16 protein-coding genes are annotated in these 20,693 nt (G+C 73.4%); 2 read left to right on the forward strand and 14 right to left on the reverse strand.

Features of this window, described 5'->3' with window-relative positions; all coding sequences use genetic code 11:
• Window positions 1-94 precede the first annotated feature (94 nt).
• From ACWCRA_RS06550 to ACWCRA_RS06590, 9 genes are all read right to left on the reverse strand, one after another.
• Window positions 95-1,204 (reverse strand): pseudouridine synthase, encoded by a 1,110-nt coding sequence (locus ACWCRA_RS06550; RefSeq protein ID WP_451066950.1) that lies wholly within the window; start codon window positions 1,202-1,204, stop codon window positions 95-97.
• On the reverse strand, window positions 1,204-1,833 hold the full coding sequence (gene scpB / locus ACWCRA_RS06555) for an SMC-Scp complex subunit ScpB (RefSeq protein WP_451066951.1): 630 nt from the start codon (window positions 1,831-1,833) through the stop codon (window positions 1,204-1,206). The genes ACWCRA_RS06550 and scpB overlap by 1 nt, the downstream gene beginning before the upstream one ends.
• Window positions 1,830-2,990 (reverse strand): segregation and condensation protein A, encoded by a 1,161-nt coding sequence (locus tag ACWCRA_RS06560; RefSeq protein ID WP_451066952.1) that lies wholly within the window; start codon window positions 2,988-2,990, stop codon window positions 1,830-1,832. Before ACWCRA_RS06560 ends, scpB begins: the two co-directional genes overlap by 4 nt.
• Before the next feature lie 83 nt (window positions 2,991-3,073).
• On the reverse strand, window positions 3,074-3,607 hold the full coding sequence (locus tag ACWCRA_RS06565; RefSeq protein ID WP_351558125.1) for a hypothetical protein: 534 nt from the start codon (window positions 3,605-3,607) through the stop codon (window positions 3,074-3,076).
• Window positions 3,604-4,629: a ParA family protein gene (locus tag ACWCRA_RS06570; RefSeq protein WP_392021576.1), complete on the reverse strand. Its 1,026-nt coding sequence runs from the start codon at window positions 4,627-4,629 to the stop codon at window positions 3,604-3,606. Before ACWCRA_RS06570 ends, ACWCRA_RS06565 begins: the two co-directional genes overlap by 4 nt.
• Window positions 4,630-5,127: 498 nt before the next feature.
• Window positions 5,128-6,243: an alanine dehydrogenase gene (gene ald, locus ACWCRA_RS06575; protein WP_351558127.1), complete on the reverse strand. Its 1,116-nt coding sequence runs from the start codon at window positions 6,241-6,243 to the stop codon at window positions 5,128-5,130.
• 162 nt (window positions 6,244-6,405) lie between these two features.
• Window positions 6,406-8,430, reverse strand: coding sequence for a tetratricopeptide repeat protein (locus ACWCRA_RS06580; RefSeq protein ID WP_351558097.1), 2,025 nt, complete (start codon window positions 8,428-8,430; stop codon window positions 6,406-6,408).
• 298 nt (window positions 8,431-8,728) lie between these two features.
• A complete protein-coding gene (locus ACWCRA_RS06585) occupies window positions 8,729-9,355 on the reverse strand; it encodes an NUDIX hydrolase (RefSeq protein ID WP_351558099.1) in 627 nt (208 codons plus the stop codon).
• A gap of 80 nt (window positions 9,356-9,435) precedes the next feature.
• The gene (locus ACWCRA_RS06590) at window positions 9,436-11,085 is read right to left on the reverse strand and encodes a CTP synthase (protein WP_451066953.1); all 1,650 of its coding nucleotides are present in this window, start codon (window positions 11,083-11,085) and stop codon (window positions 9,436-9,438) included.
• 469 nt (window positions 11,086-11,554) lie between these two features.
• Between ACWCRA_RS06590 and ACWCRA_RS06595 the strand changes: the two genes are divergently transcribed.
• Both ACWCRA_RS06595 and ACWCRA_RS06600 read left to right on the forward strand, forming a co-directional pair.
• On the forward strand, window positions 11,555-13,357 hold the full coding sequence (locus ACWCRA_RS06595) for a glycoside hydrolase family 15 protein (RefSeq protein ID WP_351558129.1): 1,803 nt from the start codon (window positions 11,555-11,557) through the stop codon (window positions 13,355-13,357).
• Window positions 13,358-13,439: 82 nt separating this feature from the next.
• Window positions 13,440-15,071, forward strand: a complete 1,632-nt coding sequence (locus tag ACWCRA_RS06600) for a PucR family transcriptional regulator (protein ID WP_451066954.1) — start codon at window positions 13,440-13,442, stop codon at window positions 15,069-15,071.
• A 292-nt stretch (window positions 15,072-15,363) separates the two neighbouring features.
• On the opposite strand, the gene ACWCRA_RS06605 is transcribed toward ACWCRA_RS06600, so the two are convergent.
• The 5 genes from ACWCRA_RS06605 to ACWCRA_RS06625 all read right to left on the reverse strand — a co-directional run bounded on the left by ACWCRA_RS06605 (window position 15,364) and on the right by ACWCRA_RS06625 (window position 20,680).
• Entirely contained in the window at window positions 15,364-16,413 is a 1,050-nt protein-coding gene (locus tag ACWCRA_RS06605) for a glycosyltransferase family 4 protein (RefSeq protein ID WP_451066955.1), read from the reverse strand.
• A gap of 278 nt (window positions 16,414-16,691) precedes the next feature.
• Entirely contained in the window at window positions 16,692-18,437 is a 1,746-nt protein-coding gene (recN, locus tag ACWCRA_RS06610) for a DNA repair protein RecN (protein WP_351558106.1), read from the reverse strand.
• A gap of 161 nt (window positions 18,438-18,598) precedes the next feature.
• Window positions 18,599-19,513, reverse strand: coding sequence for an NAD kinase (locus tag ACWCRA_RS06615; protein WP_351558108.1), 915 nt, complete (start codon window positions 19,511-19,513; stop codon window positions 18,599-18,601).
• Window positions 19,510-20,325 carry a TlyA family RNA methyltransferase gene (locus tag ACWCRA_RS06620; RefSeq protein WP_451066956.1) on the reverse strand — a complete coding sequence of 272 codons (816 nt, stop codon included), beginning with the start codon at window positions 20,323-20,325 and terminating at the stop codon, window positions 19,510-19,512. The genes ACWCRA_RS06615 and ACWCRA_RS06620 overlap by 4 nt, the downstream gene beginning before the upstream one ends.
• 7 nt (window positions 20,326-20,332) lie before the next feature.
• Window positions 20,333-20,680, reverse strand: coding sequence for a hypothetical protein (locus tag ACWCRA_RS06625; protein ID WP_351558112.1), 348 nt, complete (start codon window positions 20,678-20,680; stop codon window positions 20,333-20,335).
• Between the last annotated feature and the right edge of the window lie 13 nt (window positions 20,681-20,693).

The following is a 20,693-nucleotide window of genomic DNA, read 5'->3' on the forward strand; positions in this document are numbered from 1 at the left end:
CCTTCGCACAAGACGGCGGAAGCCCGCGACCGGGTCCGGTCGCGGGCTTCCGCCGTGCGGTGCGGGGCGGACCGCTCGGGTCCGCCGGGGGCTGCTACAGCCCGACTTCCTTCATCAGCATGCCGACCTCGGTGTTGGTCAGCCGGCGCAGCCAGCCGGACTTCTGGTCGCCGAGCGCGATCGGCCCGAAGGCGGTGCGCACCAGCTTGTCGACCGGGAAGCCGGCCTCGGCCAGCATCCGGCGGACGATGTGCTTGCGGCCCTCGTGAAGGGTGACCTCGACCAGGTAGTTCTTGCCGGTGTTCTCCACGACGCGGAAGTGGTCCGCGCGGGCGTAGCCGTCCTCCAGCTGGATGCCGTCCTTGAGGCGCTTGCCGATCTCGCGCGGCAGGGGGCCCTGGATGGCGGCGAGATAGGTCTTCTTCACGCCGTACTTGGGGTGGGTGAGACGGTGGGCCAGCTCGCCGTGGTTGGTGAGCAGGATGATGCCCTCGGTCTCCGTGTCGAGCCGGCCCACGTGGAAGAGGCGGGTCTCGCGGTTGGTGACGTAGTCGCCGAGGCACTGGCGGCCGTCGGGGTCCTCCATGGTGGAGACGACACCGGCCGGCTTGTTCAGCGCGAAGAAGAGGTGGGACTGGGTGGCGACGGTCAGGCCGTCGACCTTGATCTCGTCCTTGTCGGGGTCGACCCGCACCCCCTGCTCGACGACGATGGAGCCGTTCAGCTCGACCCTGCCCGCCTCGATCAGCTCCTCGCAGGCGCGCCGGGAGCCCATACCGGCCCTGGCGAGCACCTTCTGGAGCCGCTCACCCTCCTGGTCACCGAAGGTCTTGGGGGTCTTGACCTGCGGCTTGTCCGCGTAGCGCTCGCGGTTGCGCTCCTCGGTGCGGGCGTCGTACTCACGGGAGCGCGCGGGCGCGTACCCGCTGCGGCCGCCACCGCGCTGGGGGGACTGCTTCGGACCGCCCTTGGCGCCGCCGCGGGCCGCCGCGCCGCGCCCCTTGCGCGGTCCCTCGGAGGAACCGCCCACGTCGTAGCGGCGCTCCTCGGGACGGGGCTTGTCGGCGCGCTTCTGCTTGCTGTCGTCGCGGCCACCCCCAGCCCTCGGCCGGGAGGCGCCCCCACCGGCACCCCGGTGGTCTCCGCGCCCGCCGCTCTTGCCGCCGCCGCTGTTCCCGCTGCTGTTCCTGCCGCTGCTTCGCATCAAAGTTCCGTCGTTGGATTGTCTGGATGTCGGTCTGGCTGTCGGTCTGCATCAGCCTCCGGAGCGTCCGGATCGAACAACGTTACGCCTTCCTGCGTCTCGGCCTCGATCGCGTCCGCCTCGGGGAGGAAGGGCGCCGGCTCCGGCAGCTCGTCCAGGCCTCGCAGGCCCATCCGCTCCAGAAAGTAGTTCGTCGTCCTGTACAGGATCGCACCTGTTTCGGGTTCCGCGCCCGCCTCCTCCACCAGACCGCGCTGGAGGAGGGTGCGGAGCACACCGTCGCAGTTCACTCCGCGCACCGCGGAGACACGGGAGCGGCTGACGGGCTGGCGGTACGCGACCACCGCGAGGGTCTCCAGGGCGGCCTGGGTGAGCCGGGCCTGCTGGCCGTCGAGGACGAAGCGCTCGACGGCCCAGGAGTGCTCGGACCGGGAGTAGAAGCGCCAGCCGCCCGCGACGGACCGCAGCTCGAAGCCCCGGCCCTGGAGGGTGTACTCGTCGGCCAGCTCGCGCAGGGCGTCGGCGACGGCCCGGCGCGGATGCTCCAGGATCTTGGCGAGGTGCTCCTCGCCGGCCGGTTCGTCGACGACCATCAGTACGGCTTCGAGGGCGGGCTTCAGATCGCTCACGCCGGGTCCTTCGCGGTGTCGGGTGCTCGGTCGAACTCATCGGTGACGGTGACGGTGGCGCCGGGGCCGCCGCCGGTCCAGGTGACCAGCAGCTCGCCGAGGGGGTCGGGCTGGTCGAGGGCGACGGCCCGGTCCCGGTACAGCTCCAGCAGGGCGAGGAACCTGGCGACGACGGTGAGGGTGTCCCCGGCGCCCGCCACCAGCTCCGCGAAGACGGCGCTCCCCCGCTCGCGCAGCAGGGCGACCACGATCCCCGCCTGCTCCCGGACGCTGACCAGCGGCGCGTGGATGTGGTCGACACGGATCTCCGGCGGCGGCTTCGGCATCAGGGCCTTCGCCGCGAGCCGGGCGAACCCCTCGGGCCCGATGCTGATCACGACCTCGGGGAGCAGCTCGGCGTGGCGGGGTTCCAGGCCGACGGTACGGGGGTGGCGGCGGCCCTCCGTCACCAGCCGCTCCCCGAGGATCTCGGCGATCCGCTTGTACGCGCGGTACTGGAGCAGCCGGGCGAAGAGCAGGTCCCGGGCCTCCAGGAGCGCGAGATCGGCCTCGTCCTCGATCCGGGCGACGGGGAGCAGCCGGGCGGCCTTGAGGTCCAGGAGGGTGGCGGCGACGACCAGGAACTCGGTGGTCTGGTCGAGGTCGCCGTCGCCGCCCATGGCGCGGATGTGGGTCATGAACTCGTCGGTGACCCGGGAGAGGGCGACCTCGGTCACATCGAGCTTGTGCCTGGAGATGAGCTGGAGGAGCAGGTCGAAGGGGCCCTCGAAGTTCGCGAGCCGCACGGTGAACCGGCGGTCGCGGTCGGGGGGTGCTCCACCGGTGCCGGGCGCCTCGGACGCGGGCGCGTCCTCCGGGAGCGGGTGCGCGGCGGGGGCCTCCGGCGTGTCCCCTGTGACGTACCGCTCCGGCTCCTCCGGCGCACCCGGCTCGTCCGGCTCCGCGACCGCGCTCGGCGCGGGCGGCAGGGCGGGAACGGCCGGCACGGCCGGCAGGGCGGGCGCGGGCGGCTCCACCGGTCGCGTCGGCTCTTCGGGCTCGTCCGGTCGCGTCGGCTCGACGGGCTCACCCGGATCACCCGGCGCGGGCGGCGGCGCGGCTCCCGGGCCCCGGCCCAGGGCGCGGCGCGGCGGGCGGGACGGGTCGGTCGGGGGCATCGCGGTCCAAACAGGGGCGGACGGTACGGCCGGCGGCGCGGACGGTCCGGAGAGGTCGGGCAGGGGCAGCGCGCAGGCTACCCTCAGCGGCCCCGCAGACGCCGTACGAGAATGCTCGCGTCGCCGCGCTGTTCCAGATCCGCCAGCACCACGGCCACCGCCTCGCGCACGATCCGGCCGCGGTCGACCGCGAGCCCGTGCTCGCCGCGCAGCACCAGCCGCGCGTGTTCGAGGTCCATCAGCTCCTCGGCGGAGACATAGACCGTGATCTTCTCGTCGTGCCGCTCACGGCCGCTGGGGCGGCGGTTGGCGCCGCGGCCCCTGCCGCGCCGCCCGGGAGCCGCAGCGGGCTCCTGAGGGGCCTGGGAGCGCCGGGGCTTGGCAACGGAGGGCGGGGGCTGTGCCGCGGGCTCCTGGGCCCGGCTGCGGCCCTCCACGCCGGTCTCCGCTTCGGCCGCCGCGTGCTCCTGGGGCTCGGGACCGGTCTGCCGGTCGCCCTCGCCCGCGGGTGCGGGCACCCTGGCGGGCTCGCCGTTCGCCTGCCGGCGCGGCGACGACGGCTGGAGCGCCATCCCCCCGGTGGTGCGGAACAGCTCATCGGCCCCCGGGAGACTCACTCGGCGTGACACCGGGCGAGCACCTCCCTGGCGAGCTGGCGGTAGGCTGCCGCGCCGACCGAGTTGGAGGCGTAGGTGGTGATCGGCTCGCCGGCCACCGTGGTCTCGGGGAAGCGCACGGTGCGGCCGATGACCGTGTGGTAGACGTGGTCGTCGAAGGCCTCCACCACGCGCGCGAGCACCTCGCGGCTGTGCACGGTGCGCGAGTCGTACATCGTGGCGAGGATGCCGTCCAGCTCCAGGTCGGGGTTGAGCCGCTCCTGGACCTTCTCGATGGTCTCGGTCAGCAGCGCGACTCCGCGCAGCGCGAAGAACTCGCACTCCAGCGGCACGATCACCTTGTGGGCCGCGGTCAGCGCGTTGACCGTGAGCAGACCCAGCGAGGGCTGGCAGTCGATCACGATGTAGTCGTAGTCCGGCAGCAGCGGCTTGAGCGCGCGCTGGAGTGTCGACTCGCGCGCGACCTCGCTCACCAACTGGACCTCGGCCGCCGACAAGTCGATATTGCTCGGCAGCAGGTCCATGTTGGGCACCGCGGTCTTCAGCAGCACCTCGTCCGCCGACATGCCCCGCTCCATGAGCAGGTTGTAGACCGTGAGGTCCAGCTCCATCGGATTGACGCCGAGGCCGACCGACAGGGCACCCTGCGGGTCGAAGTCGACGAGCAGGACGCGCCGTCCGTACTCCGCGAGCGCGGCGCCCAGATTGATGGTGGACGTGGTCTTGCCCACGCCGCCCTTCTGGTTGCACATCGCGATGATCTTCGCGGGGCCGTGGTCGGTCAGCGGGCCCGGGATCGGGAAGTACGGCAGGGGCCGCCCGGTGGGGCCGATCCGCTCGCGGCGCTGGCGCGCGGCGTCGGGGGCCAGGGTGGCCGCGTACTCCGGATCGGGCTCGTACTCGGCGTCGGGGTCGTAGAAGTGCCCCTCGGGGACTTCCTCGTAGGCGGCGAAGTGGGTGGACTCTCGGCCACTCTCGTTGCCGGCCGTGGCGTTCACGTGTTGGCCGTCCGTCATCTTCATCGTGTGGGCTGTCGTCATGTGCGTGGTGTCCTGGCGTGTCGCGAAGGTCCGGACAGCTACGGAGCCGACAGCACCCAGCCCGGACGACGGGCTCTGTCCCCGTACAGGCGTTACCGCGTGACCACCTCCGGGAGTAAATGTCGACTCATTCACAAGTCGTCTTACCTCCTTGGATGTGACCAGGACTTTATCGATAGGTCAGCGTGGCACCATGCCGACGGTTGGCGACTCTATGGCGTGTCACCGCTCCGCAGCAACACAATCCACCGGACCGGACCCGATGTGTCGGCAACGGAACACCCTTCTGTCAAGGGTGTGCGGCCATTCGTGGAGGGGTGGGCCGAGCGCTTTCCGGGGTGCGCGAATCGGTTGAAGGGTTGCGTTCAAGGCGAGTTGAACCGCGCGGCCCCCACCCGGACACACCCGCGGCCGGACCTCGCGCAGCAAGGTCCGGCCGGGGGCACGATGTTGACGGGTGCGTTGACCTCGGCGGGTCCGTCAGCCGAGGAGCGCGGCCAGGTCGGTGCGGGGCAGTCCGTGGGCCTCGGCGACCGGGCCGTAGACGACCTCTCCGTCGTGGGTGTTGAGGCCCAGGGCCAGCGCCGGGTCCCGGCGGAGCGCCTCCACCCAGCCCCGGTTGGCCAGTTCGACTATGTACGGCAGCGTGGCGTTGGTGAGCGCGTGGGTCGAGGTGTGCGGGACCGCGCCCGGCATGTTGGCGACGCAGTAGAAGACCGAGTTGTGGACCATGAAGGTCGGCTCGGCGTGGGTGGTCGGGTGGGAGTCCTCGAAGCAGCCGCCCTGGTCGATCGCGATGTCGACAAGGACACTTCCGGGCTTCATCCTGGCGACCAGCTCGTTGGTGACCAGCTTCGGGGCCTTGGCCCCGGGGATGAGCACGGCGCCGATGACGAGGTCGGCCTCGACAACGGCCTTCTCCAGCTCGTAGGCGTTGGAGACGATCGTCCGCACCCGGGTGCCGAAGATCTTGTCCGCCTCGCGGAGCTTGTTGATGTCCCGGTCCAGCAGGGTGACCTGGAAGCCCATGCCGATGGCGATCTGCGCGGCGTTCCAGCCGGAGACACCGCCGCCGATGACGACGGCGCGGCTCGGGTGCGTACCGGGGACTCCGCCGGGCAGGACGCCCCGGCCGCCGGCCGAGCGCATCAGGTGGTAGGCGCCGACCTGGGGGGCCAGCCGGCCCGCGACCTCGGACATGGGGGCCAGCAGCGGCAGGGCGCGGCCGGCCGTCTCCACCGTCTCGTACGCGATGGCCGTGGTGCCGGACTCCAGCAGCGCGTCGGTGCAGGCGCGGGAGGCGGCGAGGTGGAGGTAGGTGAAGAGGGTCTGGTCCTTGCGGAGGCGGTGGTACTCCTCGGCGATCGGCTCCTTGACCTTCAGCAGCAGGTCGGCGGTGGCCCAGACCTCGTCGGCGGTGGGGAGGATGCGCGCACCGGCGGCGAGGTACTCCTCGTCCGTGATCGAGGAGCCCAGGCCGGCGTTCTGCTCGATGACGACCTCGTGGCCGTGGCGCACCAGCTCGTGCACTCCGGCGGGGGTGATCGCCACCCGGAACTCGTTGTTCTTGACCTCGCGGGGGATGCCGACCTTCACGTCGATCACGGTCCTTGGCTCAGGGGATACAGGGGGAATCCAGCAGATGGGGGACTTTCCGGGCGCACCGGAAGACACCACGGGGAATGACGCGGTGGAGCCAGTCTAATGAAGGAATTCCCGCTGTCTAGCCTTACAAACCATTAATCTTCGAGCGTGACGCTACGGATTTCGTAGGCTGAGCCCGCCGATCTCCGACTCTTCGTCCTCCGCTTCCAGGAGCCGTTCGGCGGTGGTGCGGTGCAGCCCGGCCGCCGCCGGGTCGCCGAGCCGCTCCAGGGTGTCGGCCAGCCGGAGCTGGAGCGCCGCCTGGAGGCGGCGGTCCCCGGCGCGCCGGGCCCACTCCACCGCCTCGTGGCAGGTGTGCAGCGACTCCTGGGGCCGGCCGGCGTACTCCTGCACCCGGGCGACCTCGCTCAGCGCCCGCGCCTGGGAGGGGAGATCGCCCACCCTGCGGTAGCCCGCGACCGCGGCCCGCCAGTTGCGCAGCGCCTCGCCGTAGCGGCCCGCGTAGGTGTGGGCGGTGCCCAGACGCCCGTACAGCCGGGCCTCGTCCGCGCGCTCGCCCCGGGCCTGGCGCTGCGCGAGCGCCCTGCCGTACCAGTCGGACGCCCGGTGCCAGTCGCCCAGCTCCTGGTAGGCGCCGCCGACGGATTCCATCGCACGGCCGGTCGCGTAGGGGTCGTTCGCCGCGCGTCCGGCGTCCAGCGCGGCGCGGTAGCGGGTCAGCGCGTCGGCGGTACGGCCGGTTCTGGCGTCCAGGTCGGCGAGGTTGAGCAGGGCGGCGGCGGCCTCGCGGTGCAGCCCCCGGCGCTCGGCCACCCCGAGGACCAGCCGGTGCAGTCCGTACAGCTCGGGGGCGGCGGCGTCGGTGCCCCGGTGCGCGGCCAGCGCCCGCACCAGCGCGGCGACCAGCCGCCGGGCCAGGGTGTCCAGCTCGCCGTCGGCGACCGCGACCCGCGCGGCGGCCAGCAGCGAGGACTGCCGGGCGCGCAGCCACCGCCCGGCCGCCTCCGGGCTCTCGAACCGCAGGGGGCGCGGCATGGCGGCGAGGGCCTTGCGGGCGGGGGCGCTCTCCGGCTCGGTCACGGCCCGGCAGGACTGGAGCCTGCGGACCGCGCGCTCCAGCATCCTGGCCCGCGCCACCTGCACGTCGGCGGGTTTGTCGGTGCTCTCGCGGACCGCGCCCACCAGCGGCAGCAGGGCACCGGGGACCCGGTACTGGTCGCCCTCCCGGTGCAGCAGCCCCATGGCCGTGAAGCCGTCCAGCGCGTCCTGGGCGTCCGGCACCGCGCAGCCGGCCAGCGCGGACGCCGTGTGCGCGTCGGCGAGCTGGGCGGGGGCGAGGGTGAGCAGCCGCAGCAGCCGGGCGGGGGACGCCGGCAGGGACTCGTACACCAGCCGGAAGGCGCGGGCCAGGGGGCGGACGGCCTGGGGCTGGTCGCCGTCGTCGGGGAGGGCGCGCAGTTGGCGGGTGGCGTCGGCGACGGAGAGTTTCGGCCGGGCGGCGAGCCAGCCGCCGACCAGGACCAGGGCGGCGGGCAGCCCGCCGCACTCCTCGGCGACGGATTCGGCGGCCTGGGGGTCGACGGTGATCCGGACCGATCCGGTGAAGGTGGCGAGCAGCTCGATGGCGGCCTTGGCGTCCATGCCGCCGAGGGTGCAGGGGCGGACATCGGGGATTCCGGTCAGCGGGCCGGAGGAGACGGCGACGACCAGACAGCCGCAGTCGTCGGGGAGCAGGGGGTCGACCTGTTCGGCGTCGGCCGCGTCGTCCAGGAGGAGGACGGCGCGGCGGCCGGCGAGCGCCTCGCGGACGAGCTGGGACAGCTCGTCCTCGTCGGCGCCCGGGGGGCCCTGGATGCCGAGGTCGCCGAGGAGGCCGCGGGCGGTCTCCTCGGTGGGGACGCGCCGGCCGTCGGGCTCGGTGAGGCGGGCGCTCAGCACGCCGTCCGGGTAGCCGTCGGCGACCCGGTCGATCAGCTGCCGGGCGAGGGCGCTGCGCCCGGAGCCGGGGCGGCCGGCGATGAGGAGGACCCGGGCGCGGGGGGCCTTGCGGCCGGCGATGGTGTCGAGGCCGGCGCGTTCGATGTCGCCCTGAAGGGATTTCAGCTCACGCTGCCGGCCGAAGAACTGCTCCCCGGGCGCTCCGGCCCGGCCGCCCGACTCCACCGCCTGATCCGCCACGGGCCATGCTCCCGTCCAGTCCGTGCACCTGCTGAGCCCGCAGGGGGTCCGCACGGGCGTTCCGAGAGTAGTTCACTCTCTGCGACGAAATGGGGGGAGCGTGTCCGTCATATCGCCTGATCGGATCAATCGGATTGCCCGATGATCCTATTGATCGGACATTCCCGGGCACCTGGCAGCACCCAGCCCCGCCGGAAACCCGGGCAAACCCAGCCCCGCCGGCGATTGAGGCGCGGGCACCCGGGGCGCCGGAGGGTGTCCGCGAGTGGCGGGCCCGCCGGAAGCGGCTCCCCGGGGGTCAGGAGACGAAGGGGCGCGCCGGCCACGGGGAATCAGCCGGGCGGAGAGCCTCGAACCCCTCCCCCGCCAGCGCCGCCGCAGCCGCCAGCACCCCCGTCACCAGACACGTGTTGTGCAGCTCCCCGGCCAGCACCCCCGTCACCAGCTCCCCCAGCTCCACCCTCCCCAGCTCCATGTCGGCCTCCTCCTCCGACACCTCGTACCGCTCCCCCTCCGCCGCCGAGAGATCCCGCGCGAGAAAGATCCGTACCGCCTCGTCGCACCCCCCGGGCGTGGTGTACACATCCGTCAGCACCCGCCACGTCTCGGCCTTCACATGGGCCTCCTCGTACAGCTCGCGCTGCGCCGCGTGCAACGGGTTCTCCCCCGGGATGTCGAGCAGCCCCGCCGGAATCTCCCAGAGCTTCTGCCGCACGGGGTGCCGGTACTGGCGCAGCACCACCACCCGCCCGTCGTCGTCGAGGGCGAGCACGGCCACCGAGCCGGGGTGGACCTGGTAGTCGCGCCGGTGGACCGAGCCGTCGGGCATGACCACATCGTCCGTGCGGACACTGGTCTTGTTGCCCCGGAACGGGGTCGAGGTGGCGGTGACCCGCCACTCCTCGGGGGTGTCCTTGATGGCCATGTCTGTCGTCCTCCCGCAAATAGACCGGGGTACGTATCGACACATCGATACGTACCCCGGTCAACGGTAGCGCCTGGGAGTCACTCCCCTGTCTTGCGCACCACCGCGGCCTTCACCAGACCCGCGAAGAGCGGGTGCGGGCGGGTCGGGCGGGAGGTCAGCTCCGGGTGCGCCTGGGTGGCGACCAGGTAGGGGTGCGTCTCGCGCGGGTACTCGACGTACTCGACGAGCTTGTTGTCCGGGCTGGTGCCGGAGAAGACGATGCCCGCCTTCTTCTCCAGCTCGGCGCGGTACGCGTTGTTCACCTCGTAGCGGTGGCGGTGGCGCTCCTCCACATACGGCTGGTCCGCGTAGACCTCGCGGACGATCGAGCCCTCGGCGAGCTTCGCCGGGTAGAGCCCGAGGCGCATGGTGCCGCCGAGGTCGCCCGCGCCCTCGACGTACGCCAGCTGCTCCTCCATCGTGGAGATCACCGGGTGGCCGGTGGCGGCGTCGAACTCGGTGGAGTTCGCGTCGGGGATGCCGGCCAGGTTCCGGGCCGCCTCGATCACGATGCACTGGAGGCCCAGGCAGAGCCCGAGCAGCGGGACGCGGTTCTCCCGGGCGTACTGGATCGCGCCGACCTTGCCGCTGACACCCCGGTCGCCGAAGCCGCCGGGGATGCAGACCGCGTCGACGTCGGCCAGCTGCCGGGCGGCGCCCGCCGGGGTCTTGCAGTCGTCGGAGGTGACCCACTTGACCTTGACCCGGGCCCGGTTCGCGAAACCGCCGGCGCGCAGCGCCTCGGTCACCGAGAGATAGGCGTCGGGCAGGTCGATGTACTTGCCGACCAGGGCGATCGTGACCTCGTGGTCGGGGTTGTGCACCCGGTCCAGCAGGTCGTCCCAGGTCGTCCAGTCCACATCGCGGAAGGGCAGATCCAGCTTGCGGACGACATAGGCGTCCAGGCCCTCGGTGTGGACGACCTTGGGGATGTCGTAGATGGAGGGCGCGTCGGGGCAGGCGATGACCGCCGCCTCGTCCACGTCGCACATCAGGGAGATCTTGCGCTTGATGGCGATCGGCACATCGCGGTCGGCGCGCAGCACGATGGCGTCCGGCTGGATGCCGATGTTCCGCAGGGCGGCCACCGAGTGCTGGGTGGGCTTGGTCTTCAGCTCGCCGGAGGGGCCGATGTAGGGCAGCAGCGAGATGTGGACGACGAAGACATTGTCCCGGCCGACCTCGTGGCGGACCTGGCGGACGGTCTCCAGGAACGGCAGCGACTCGATGTCGCCGACCGTGCCGCCGACCTCGGTGATCACGACATCCACGTCGTCGGTCGCCATCCGGCGGATGCGGTGCTTGATCTCGTTGGTGATGTGCGGGATGACCTGGACGGTGTCGCCCAGGTACTCGCCCCGCCGCTCCTTCGCAATCACCTGGGAATAGATCTGCCCGGTGGTGACATTGGCGGAACCGTCGAGGTCGACGTCGAGGAAGCGCTCGTAGTGACCGATGTCCAGGTCGGTCTCGGCGCCGTCGTTGGTGACGAACACCTCACCGTGCTGGAACGGGTTCATCGTGCCGGGGTCGACGTTCAGATAGGGGTCGAGCTTCTGCATCGTGACCTTGAGGCCCCGTGCCTTCAGCAGCGCACCCAGGCTGGAGGCCGTCAGGCCCTTGCCGAGGGAGGAGGCGACACCCCCGGTGACGAAGATGTGCTTGGTCGTCATGGATTTGGGCGGCATCGCCAAGAGGGGGCTCCCGTGGTCGCGAGGGTGAGGTGCGTACCGGCGGCCTCCCGGCTGTTCAGGGGGGCGCCGTCGCTGCGGTTGCGGGGCTCCTGCTGAGCACAGGCCTGCCACCGGTCCACGGGGTACCAGGGTATCAGCGACAAACGGTGGCCGCTCCCGGCCACGCGCAGCCACTCCTGTACCTCTCTCACCAGGCATTCACCCTTGGCTCACCCGTTCGGAGTACTCGGGTTGTCGAGACCGCCACGCGGATCTCTCCGGTGCGTCGTATCCTGCTCGGACACTCGCTTTGAAGAGAAACGCGCAGGGGCGCGCTCAATTGAGCAGGGTGGTGGTGGGCGACGGGTGACACAGGCCAAAAGCGACATCCCCGGATTCAACCCGTGACCCCAGGCTCGTCCGCGACCCTTGACGCCAGTAAGCGCCCCGAGGGGCGGACATGGCCGTTCGACTGGAGATGCACGTGGCCGGGCGCATCGAGGATTACGCACTCATCGGAGACATGCAGACCGCCGCACTGGTCTGCCGCGACGGCACCGCCGACTGGCTGTGCCTGCCGCGCTTCGACTCGCATGCCGTCTTTGCCGGGCTGCTCGGTACCGAGGAGCACGGATTCTGGAGAATGGGTCCCGCCCATCCCGCACACGCCGAGCCGCCCGCGGCGGACCGGCGGCGGTATCGCGGTGACTCCCTGATCCTGGAGTCGGAGTGGGACACACCGCGCGGCACGGTCCGTGTGACCGACTTCATGCCGCCGCGGGACGGGGCTCCGCAGCTGATCAGAATCGTGGAGGGGGTATCCGGACGGGTGCCGATGCGCTCCGCGCTGCGGATGCGCTTCAGCTATGGACGGATCACCCCCTGGGTCCACAAGGTCGACAGCCGCACGGTGGCCGTCGCCGGACCCGACTCGGTCTGGCTGGACACCGAGGCCGAGACCTACGGCAAGGACCTCACCACCTACTCCGACTTCACCGTCTCACCCGGTGAACGGGTCGCCTTCACCATCAGCTGGCAGCCCTCCCACCACCAGCCGCCCGCGCTCCCCGAGCCCGAGGCGTCGCTGGACGCGACGGACGAGTTCTGGCGCGAGTGGGTGGAGCACTGTACGTACCACGGGCCCTACCGCGAGGCCGTGATCCGCTCGCTGATCACCCTCAAGGCCCTGACCTACGCACCCACCGGCGGAATCGTCGCCGCCCCCACCACCTCCCTCCCGGAGGAGATCGGGGGCGTACGGAACTGGGACTACCGCTACACCTGGCTCCGGGACGCGGCGATCACCCTCTCCTCCCTGCTGCGCACCGGCTACCGCGAGGAGGCCCTCGCCTGGCGCGAATGGCTGCTGCGCGCCGTCGCCGGCGATCCGGAGAACCTCCAGATCATGTACGGCATCGCGGGCGAGCGCGAGCTGGGCGAGGCGGAGCTGGACTGGCTGCCGGGCTATGAGAACTCCGGCCCGGTGCGCGTCGGCAACGGCGCGGCCCACCAGCTCCAGCTGGATGTCTACGGAGAGGTCACCGAGGCGCTGCACCTGGCCCATATGACGGGCCTCGCGCGCAACGACTACGCCTCGCTGCTCCAGCTCCGGCTGATCCAGTACCTGGAGAAGCACTGGAACGAACCCGACGAGGGCATCTGGGAGGTGCGCGGGCCGCGCCGCCACTTCGTCCACTCCAAGGTGATGGCCTGGGTGGCCGTCGACCGGACGATCAAACTGATCGAGTCCGGGGACGCGGACGGACCGCTGGACCGGTGGCGCGATCTGCGCGACGAGATCCACCGCGATGTCTGCGAGAAGGGGTACGACCCCGAGCGGAACACCTTCACCCAGTCGTACGGCTCCAAGGAGCTGGACGCCTCGCTGCTCCTCATCCCGCAGATGGGCTTCCTGCCACCGGACGACAAGCGGGTCATCGGCACCATCGAGGCGATCCAGCGGGAGCTGTCCACCGAGGACGGCTTCATCCTGCGCTACCCCACCTCCGGCGGCGACGCCGGAGTGGACGGCCTGGAGGGCGACGAGGGTGCCTTCCTCGCCTGCTCCTTCTGGATGGCGGACGACCTCGCGATGATCGGGCGGGTGGACGAGGCCCGCAAGCTCTTCGAACGGCTGCTGGCGCTCCGCAATGATCTGGGGCTGCTGGCGGAGGAGTGGGACCCGCGGCTCCAGCGGCAGGTGGGGAACTTCCCGCAGGCCTTCAGCCATGTGCCGCTGATCGACACGGCGCTGCGGCTGACCGCATCGGGGGCGTACGGAGGGTAGGGCCAGGGCCCCGGTGGGCGGGCCGGCCGGGTAGCGTCCCAGGTCAGCCCGTCGACCGAGTGAAGTGCGAGGCACCAGTTCCGTGGAGACCCGAGGCGAACCCCAGGGCGGTATCACCGTACGCAGGGCACTGGAGCTGCCCGGCCTGCGCTCGGGGCTGCCCGAGGTCGTCGCGGGCGCGGAGCGGCTCCAGCGCACCGTGCGCTGGGTGCACGCGGGCGAGGTGCCCCATATCGCCTCCCTCCTCAAGGGCGGGGAGCTGCTCCTGACCACCGGGCTCGGGCTCGGGACCCGGCCCGCCGAGCAGCGGGCGTTCGTCCGCCGCCTCGCCGACCGGGGGATCGCGGCGCTCGTGGTGGAGCTGGGCACCCGGTTCAGCCGGCTGCCCGCCGCGCTCGTGGAGACCGCCCGCGCCGCCGGGCTGCCGCTGGTCCAGCTGCACCGGGAGGTGCCGTTCGTCGCGGTCACCGAGGAGATCCACACCGAGATCGTCCATGGGCACTACGCGCTGCTGCGGCGCGCCGAGGACGTCCATCTGCACTGCACCCGGGCGCTGCTCGACGGCGGCGGGGTGCCGCGGGTCCTGCGGATTCTCGCCGACTTCACCGCCAACCCGGTGCTGCTGGAGACCCCCGACGGGCGGCTGCTGTACGCGGCGGGGCCGGCTGCCGAGCCGGCCGGGGTCGATCCGCTCCAGATCTGGGAGGGGCTGCGCGGTCAGCCCGCCGCCCGGGAGTCGCCGCCGGCCGGAACGCTCCTGGTGGATGTGCCCGGCGGCGGACAGGGAGCGGCGGCGGTCCGTGCCCGGCTGGTGCTGCCGGCCGTCGGCTCCCCGCTGCTGGAGGTCCACCGGATGGCGGCCGAGCGGGCGGCGGGGCTGCTGGCGGTGGTGCTGATGCAGGCACGCCAGGAGGAGGAGCTGGCGGCGCGGGGCCGGGGCGACTTCCTCACCGACCTCGCGGAGGGCCGGATCACCGCGGAGGACGCGCCCGCGCAGGCCCGGGTGCTGGGGTTCCGGCCGGGGGACGGGCCACTGCTGCCGGTGGTGATGCGGCTGTCGCCGCCGCCCGGGGCCTGGGCACCGCTGGCCCATGCCGTGCAGGAGGAGCTGTCGGCGGTGGGGGTGCCGGTGCTGCTGGGGGTACGCCCGGTGGAAGGGCGGGTTCCGCTGCTGGTGGGGCTGGGGTCGCGCGCGGACGCGGACGACACTCGGGACGCGGTCGCCGAGCGGGTGGCGGGAGCGCTGCGGGCCGGGGTGGAACGGGTGGGGGGCCGGCCGCAGGTCGTGGTGGTGGGGACGGCGGGCGGCTGGGAGCAGATGCCGGCGGGGCTGCGCCACACGGCCGAGACCGCGACCGCCGCGGAGGGGCTGCCCGACCGGCCCTGGTACGACGCGCGGCGGCTGGACACGGAGCTGCTGCTGTGGCGGCTGCGGGGGGAGCCGGATCTGGCGGGGTTCGTGGGGCGGGCGCTGGGGGGTCTGCGGGAGCACGACGCGGTGTCGCGGCCGGTGCTGCTGCCGACGCTGGAGGCGTATCTCGCCCATGCGGGCCGCAAGGCGGAGACCGCCCGCGAGCTGCATCTGAACCGCCAGACGCTCTACAACCGCCTGGCGCGCATCGCCGACCTCCTCTCCGCCGACCTCGACGACCCCCAGACGGTCCTCACCCTCACCCTCGCCCTCCAGGCCCGCCGCCACCTCCCCGGCCACTGAGCCACACCGGGATCAGCCCCACCGAGGAACGGAAGGCCGCACATCAAGCCCCTCCGGCGAACGGGAAGCCGCACATCAAGCCCCTCCGGCAGTCGAGAAACCGAAACCCGGAAGCCCCCCCCGGCCACTGAGCCGCACACACTCGGCCCTCCGACGAACGGGAAGCCCCGCATTCAGCCCCTCCGGCGATTGAGGAGCGGGGGTTCGGGGGCCGGCCCCCGACCCGGGCCCGACGCCGTGCGGGGCGCCCCTCCCCGGGGCCCGGAGGCGGCTCCGGGCCCGGGCGCACGGGTCAGCGCGACACCAACTCGTCGTAGACGCTCAAGACCTGCACCACCGTCTCGTCCTCCGTCTGCCACCCCGCCGCCTGCACCCTCCCCGCCCTCCTCAGCTCCTCCCGCCGCTCCCCGTCCCCCAACAACCCCGCCACCGCCCCCGCCAGCGCCCCGGCGTCCCCGTACGGCACCAGCTCCGCCGCCTCCCCCACCAGCTCGGGCACCCCGCCCACCGCCGTGGCGACCAGGGGGACGCCCATCCGCAGGGCCTCCTGGGCGAGCGGGGAACGCGCCTCCCAGCGGCTGGGGAGGACCGCGACCTCGGCCGCCGCGAGCAGTTCGGCGATGTCGTCCCGGCGGCCCAGCAGCCGCACCGGCAGCCGCTCCGCGCCGATGCGCCGCTCCAGCGCCGCCCGCTCCCGCCCCTCCCCGGCGATCACCACCAGCGGCACGGGGTCGAGCAGCCGCCACCACTCGGCGGCGTCGAGCAGCGTCCCGTACCCCCGGCCCGGCTCCAGGCTCCCCACCGCCAGCACCAACGGCCGCTCCCCCGCGTCCAGTCGGGCCCGGACCTCCGCCGCCCCGGCCGCCACGGGCCCCTGGGAGGCGGGCAGGGCCAGCGGGGCGAGCCGGGCGTCACGGGCGCCGAGCCCACGGGCCCGGTCGACCAGTTCGGAGCAGGTCCCGAGCAGCACCGCCGACGCGCGCGCCGCCCGCCGCTCCAGCAACCGCACCACCCGCCCCCGGGCCCCGTCGTCCGGCGCCCGGGTGTGCCAGGTGACCACGAGCGGTATCCGCAGCCCGCTGAGGGCGAGCGCGGCCCGTACCGCGGCCCGGAGCCCGTGCGCGTGCACCAGATCGGCCCCGGCGCACTCCGCGCGGAGCGCGCCGGCGGGTGCGAAGTGCGCCCCGGCGCCCGGGAAGTCGTAGAGGCGTTCCTGTTCGGGCGGGGCGCACACGGTCACCCGCACGCCCCGCGCCACCAGCCCCGCGGCCAGCGACCGGACATGGGCGCTGCTTCCCGCACTCCCGCCGCCCAGCACCTGGACCGTACGCAGCTGTGTCACCCGGCAAGAATGCCAGTCCGTACGCACGTTCCGGCACCGACCGGGTGCCCAGAGCGAGCCGTACCGGCCCCTGGATCACTCACCCGGGTGAACCGGCGGACCGGCTGGTCCCGTCCCGTACACCGCCGTCCCGCACACCGCCGCCCCGATCACCGCGCCGGCCCTGCCCGTGTCGCGGGGGCCCCGGCGGGCGCAGCGGAGCGGCGTCCCGTACGACACCGGGCCGGCGGGGGCCTCGGGGCCTCGGGCCACCACACTCCGGGGACGGCCCCGGCGCCTCACCCCTCGCCGCGTGCCGCCGCGAGCAGCTCCTCCGCGTGGGCGCGCGCGGCCCGGGAGTCCTCCTGGCCGGCCAGCATCCGCGACAGCTCGCGCACCCGGGCCTCGCCCTCCAGCACGGTGACACCGCTGCGGGTCACCGAGCCGTCGTGGGTCTTCTCCACCAGCAGCTGGCGGTCGGCGAAGGCCGCCACCTGCGGCAGATGCGTCACCACGACCACCTGCGCGGTCCTGGCGAGCTTGGCGAGGCGCCGGCCGATCTCGACCGCCGCCTTGCCGCCGACCCCGGCGTCGACCTCGTCGAAGAGATAGGTCGGCACGGGGTCGGTCCCGGCGAACACCACCTCCACCGCGAGCATCACCCGCGACAGCTCGCCGCCGGACGCGCCCTTCGCGATCGGCCGGGGCGGCGCTCCCGGGTGCGGGGCGAGGAGCAGCTCGACCTCGTCGACGCCGTGCGGACCGTACGCGACCGTGCGTCCGTCGATCTCGACTCCGGCGGCCTCGTCCGCGCACTCGTTCCGCCGGAGCGCGAACGACACCCGGGCGTGCGGCATCGCGAGCGACGCCAGCTCCCCGGTGACGGCCTCGGCGAACCGGGCCGCGGCCTCCGTCCGTACCCCGGTCAGCGCCCCGGCCAGGGTGGCGAGTTCGCCGCGCAGGGCGTCCCGCTCGGCCGTCAGCTCCCCGATCCGGTCGTCGTCGCCGTCCAGCTCGGTGAGGCGGGCGGCGCCCTCCTGCGACCAGGCGAGGACGGCGTCAATGCTCTCCCCGTACTTGCGGGTGAGCGTGGTCAGCGCCGCTCTGCGCTCCTCGACGGCGGCGAGCCTGCGGGGGTCGGCGTCCAGGTTCGCCGCGTATCCGGCGAGGTCCCCCGCGGCGTCGGCGAGGAGGATGGAGACCTCACCCACCCGGTCGGCGAGCGCGGCGAGCGCGGCGTCGTGGGAGCGCACGGAGTCCAGGGCCCGCCCGGCGCCCGAGACGAGGGTCGTCGCGTCGATGCCCTCGGGGTCCTCGGGATTGCCCACCAGCGCCGTGTGGGCGAGGGCCGCCGCCGAGGCGAGGGCCTCGGCGTGGCCGAGCCGCTCGGCCTCGGCGGCCAGCTCCACATCCTCCCCGGCGCGGGGTTCGACCGCGGCGATCTCGTCCAGTCCGAACCGCAGCAGATCCGCCTCCTGGGCGCGCTCCCTGGCCCGGGTGGTCAGCTCGGCGAGTTCGGCGGAGACGGCGCGCAGCCCTCGGTAGGCGGCGGCGTACTCCTTGAGGGGGCCGGTGAGCGCCCCGCCGGCGTACCGGTCGAGCGCCTCGCGCTGCCGGGCCGGGCGCAGCAGCCCCTGCTGGTCGGTCTGGCCGTGGACGGCGACGAGTTCGTCGGCGAGTTCCGCGAGCACCCCCACCGGCACGGACCGCCCGCCGAGGTGCGCCCGGGAGCGGCCCTCCGCCGACACGGTCCTGCTGACGAGGAGGGTGCCGTCGTCGAGTTCGGCGCCCGCCTCCTCGGCCCGCAGCGCGGCGGGTCCGCCGGCGGCGACCCCGATCCGGCCCTCCACCACCGCCGACTTGGCACCGATCCGCACCAGCGCCGGATCGGCCCGCCCGCCGAGCAGCAGCCCCAGGCTGGTGACGACCATGGTCTTGCCGGCGCCCGTCTCGCCGGTCACCGCGGTGAAACCGGGCGACAGCTCGACGACAGCGTCGTCGATGACCCCGAGCGACCGTATCCTCATCTCCTCCAACACGGACACGACCATACGAGGTTTCGGCCGTGCGGTGCGACGCCGACCCCGTCCGCTCCCCTCCCGGGCCACCGCGGGCCCGGCGCCGGATCACCCGAACTGATGATCGTCCGCGCCAGGGCCGGGCCCGCCGCGGACGAGCCGGAGCGGGCCCGGCGCCCCGGGACCGATCAGCGCGGCGCGCCCCGCCACCCGGAGACCGGCAGCGCGAACTTCGCCACCAGCCGGTCCGTGAAGGAGGCGTGGTGCAGCCGCGCCAGCCGTACCGGCACAGCGCCCCGGCGGACCTCCACCCGCGCCCCGGGCGGCAGTTCCACCGACCGGCGGCCGTCGCACCAGAGGACGCCGTGCGGGGTGTGCGGCTGGACCTCCACCGCGAGGACCGAGGTCGGAGCGGTCACCAGCGGCTTGGCGAACAGGGCGTGGGCGCTGATCGGAACCATCAGCAGCGCCTCCACCTCGGGCCAGACCACCGGACCGCCGGCCGAGAAGGCGTACGCGGTCGAGCCGGTGGGCGTGGCGCAGACGATGCCGTCGCAGCCGAAGGCGGTGACCGGGCGGCCGTCGATCTCCAGGACCGCCTCCAGCATCCGCTCGGGCGACACCTTCTGCACGGCGGCCTCGTTGAGCGCCCAGTCGCGGTGGACGATCTCGCCGTTGCTGAGCACGACGACATCGATGGTCATCCGCTCCTCGACCTCGTACTCCCGGGTGACGACCCGGTCGACGACCTTGTCGAGGTCGTCGCGCTCCGCCTCCGCGAGAAAGCCGACGCGCCCCAGATTGACGCCGAGCATCGGCACCCCGGACGCGCGGGCGAAGGCAGCGCCCCGCAGCAGCGTCCCGTCGCCGCCGAGCACGATGAGCAGTTCACAGCCGTCCAGCGCCTCCGGGGTGGCCTCGGGAACGGTCTCCACGGACGGCGGCAGCGGCAGATCGGCGGCCTCCGCCTCCAGCACCCGCACCCCGAGGCCGCAGCGGAGCAGCCCCTGGACGACGAGTTCGGCGCTGCGGATGGCGGCCGGGCGGCCGGTGTGCGCGAGCAGGAACACCCTGCGGGCCGATGTCGTGTCTGGTCTGGTCAACGAGGTCCCTCCGCCACTGCTCGGTCGACGTCCGCCGGATCAAGCTCGGGCGCGCCGGCCCGGAGCCACAGAAAGTACTCGACGTTCCCGGACGGCCCGGGGAGCGGGCTGGCGGTGACTCCCAGCACCCCGAGGCCCAGCTCCGCGGCCTGCCCGGCCACGGTCCGCACCGTCTCCGCGCGCAACTCGGCGCTGCGCACCACACCTCCGCTGCCGAGGCGCTCCCGGCCCACCTCGAACTGCGGTTTGACCATCAGCACCAGATCGGCGCCGGGCCCCGCGCAGCCGGCCAGCGCCGGCAGCACGAGCCCGAGCGGAATGAAGGAGAGGTCCCCCACGACCAGGTCGACCGGCTCGCCGCCGATCGTCTCCACGGTCAGCTCGCGGACGTTCGTGCGGTCCTTCACGGTCACCCGGTCGTCGCTCTGGAGCGACCAGGCGAGCTGTCCGTAGCCGACGTCCACGGCGACGACATGGGCCGCGCCCGCGCGCAGCAGCACATCGGTGAAGCCGCCGGTGGACGCCCCGGCGTCCAGGGCCCGCCGGCCGGTGACCGTCAGCCCGAGGGGCCCGAAGGCGGCGAGCGCCCCGGCGAGCTTGTGGCCGCCGCGCGAGACGTAGTCGGGGTCGCCGTCGTCGGCGGTGACGACGATGGCGGCAGCGGTCTCGACCTGGGTGGCGGCCTTGGTGGCGGCGGCGCCGCCCACGGTGACCCGCCCAGCGGCGATCAGCTGGCTGGCGTGCTCGCGCGAGCGCGCCAGGCTGCGGCGCACCAGTTCGGCGTCGAGACGGCGGCGGGCGGCTCCTGCCACGTTCGGTTCAGCTCCTGTGGTTGTACGAGGGTGAGGGCGCCGGCGCCCGGGGGGCGGGCGGCGGCGCGGGAGGTGCGTCGAGGGAGGTCAGCGCGGAACGCAGCCCCCGGTGTACATCCTCGTACACCTCGGGGTGTCCGTCCGCGGGGAGGTGGTCGGCGTCGGCGAGGCGGGTCAGCAGGGTGTCCACCCCGGCGTCGCCGGTGGGGACGAGGGGGACGCCGAGGGGCGCGGGCGCCGCGGGGTCGGCGGCGGGCCCGGGGTGGCCGGGGAGGTCCTCCCGGACGTCGGCGGTGGGGTCCCCGGGCCCGCTCTGAGGTGCGGGGACCCGGGGGCCCGGCATCGAGTCGCTCATGCCCAGACGCTAC

The organism is Streptomyces sp. NPDC001889 (assembly GCF_053594535.1).

Bases quoted from the DNA above. Each gene is read 5' to 3' on its own strand.
- ACWCRA_RS06625 (WP_351558112.1), bottom strand. From the start codon at position 20,680: ATGAGCGACTCGATGCCGGGCCCCCGGGTCCCCGCACCTCAGAGCGGG.
- ACWCRA_RS06560 (WP_451066952.1), bottom strand. From the start codon at position 2,990: ATGCCCCCGACCGACCCGTCCCGCCCGCCGCGCCGCGCCCTGGGCCGG.
- ACWCRA_RS06590 (WP_451066953.1), bottom strand. From the start codon at position 11,085: ATGCCGCCCAAATCCATGACGACCAAGCACATCTTCGTCACCGGGGGT.
- ACWCRA_RS06570 (WP_392021576.1), bottom strand. From the start codon at position 4,629: ATGAAGATGACGGACGGCCAACACGTGAACGCCACGGCCGGCAACGAG.
- ACWCRA_RS06550 (WP_451066950.1), bottom strand. From the start codon at position 1,204: ATGCGAAGCAGCGGCAGGAACAGCAGCGGGAACAGCGGCGGCGGCAAG.
- ACWCRA_RS06585 (WP_351558099.1), bottom strand. From the start codon at position 9,355: ATGGCCATCAAGGACACCCCCGAGGAGTGGCGGGTCACCGCCACCTCG.